The sequence below is a fragment of the Actinomycetota bacterium genome, from assembly GCA_040905475.1.
Lineage (GTDB): Bacteria > Actinomycetota > AC-67 > AC-67 > AC-67 > DATFGK01.
Map to the genome: position 1 here is coordinate 1 of JBBDRM010000137.1, position 841 is coordinate 841.

2 protein-coding genes are annotated in these 841 nt (G+C 65.4%); both read left to right on the forward strand.

Annotated elements, in window-relative coordinates; all coding sequences use genetic code 11:
- Positions 1–312: SMP-30/gluconolactonase/LRE family protein (locus tag WEB06_16655; GenBank protein MEX2557246.1), on the forward strand; the 312-nt coding region annotated here is incomplete at its 5' end.
- Positions 313–370: 58 nt separating this feature from the next.
- Complete coding sequence (locus WEB06_16660; GenBank protein MEX2557247.1) at positions 371–808, forward strand: SRPBCC family protein; 438 nt, start codon at positions 371–373, stop codon at positions 806–808.
- Positions 809–841 lie beyond the last annotated feature (33 nt).

Here is an 841-nt window from a genome sequence, read left to right on the forward strand (position 1 = left end):
GGCGGCGCCGCCGAGGTGTTCGCGAGCGCGCCGGAGGGCTCAACCGACGGCCTCGCCGTCGATGAGGCCGGCGGGGTCTGGGTTGCGCTGGCGCAGGGTGGTGGCGTCGCGCGATTCGAGCCGGGCGGCTCGCTCGATCGCATGCTCGACGTTCCTGCGTCGTTCGTCGCGACGATGTCGTTCGGCGGGGATGATCTGCGTGATCTCTTCATAGGAACGGCAGACAACACCGAGCACCCGGACCGTAAAGGCACGCTGTTCCGCTCGCGGTCGGACGTGCCGGGTCTGCCGCTGGGTCCGGCCCGGGTTTGACGGCGGTGCTTGGTTTGGCTTCGACTGGGACTAGGAAACCGAGGTTGGGAGGCAAGACATGAGGTTCGAGCAAACGATCGTGATCAACGCGCCGGCGGACAAGGTGTTCGCCTACGTGTCGGATCTCACGAAGCTTCCCGAGTGGGGTCAGTTCGGAAACGAGGTCCGCCAGACCTCGCAGGGACCGGTCGGGGTCGGAAGCACGTTCGACACGAGCGGCAAGCAATTCGGCAAACACACCGACCACGTGACGGTGACGGAGTACGTCCCCGGCAAGAAGTTCACCGTCGAGGTGACGGGCGACGCGGGAGACGTCCGCAACTGGTTCGAGCTCGCCGAACAGGGCACCGGCTCGACCAACGTCACGAAAGGTCAGGAGTTCACGAAGCCGGCCATGTCCGCGAGGCTCTCGAAACCGGTGATCAAGAGGCTCGCTCCGAAAGGACTGATGAAAGACCTCGAGAAGATCAAGGCGAGGATCGAAGGTACGGCGTAGAGGTGGGGGAACCGTTGCGGGGGGGGGGGGGGG

What these genes read in the sequence shown, in the direction of transcription:
- WEB06_16660 (MEX2557247.1), top strand. Translation starts at nt 371, where the DNA reads ATGAGGTTCGAGCAAACGATCGTGATCAACGCGCCGGCGGACAAGGTG.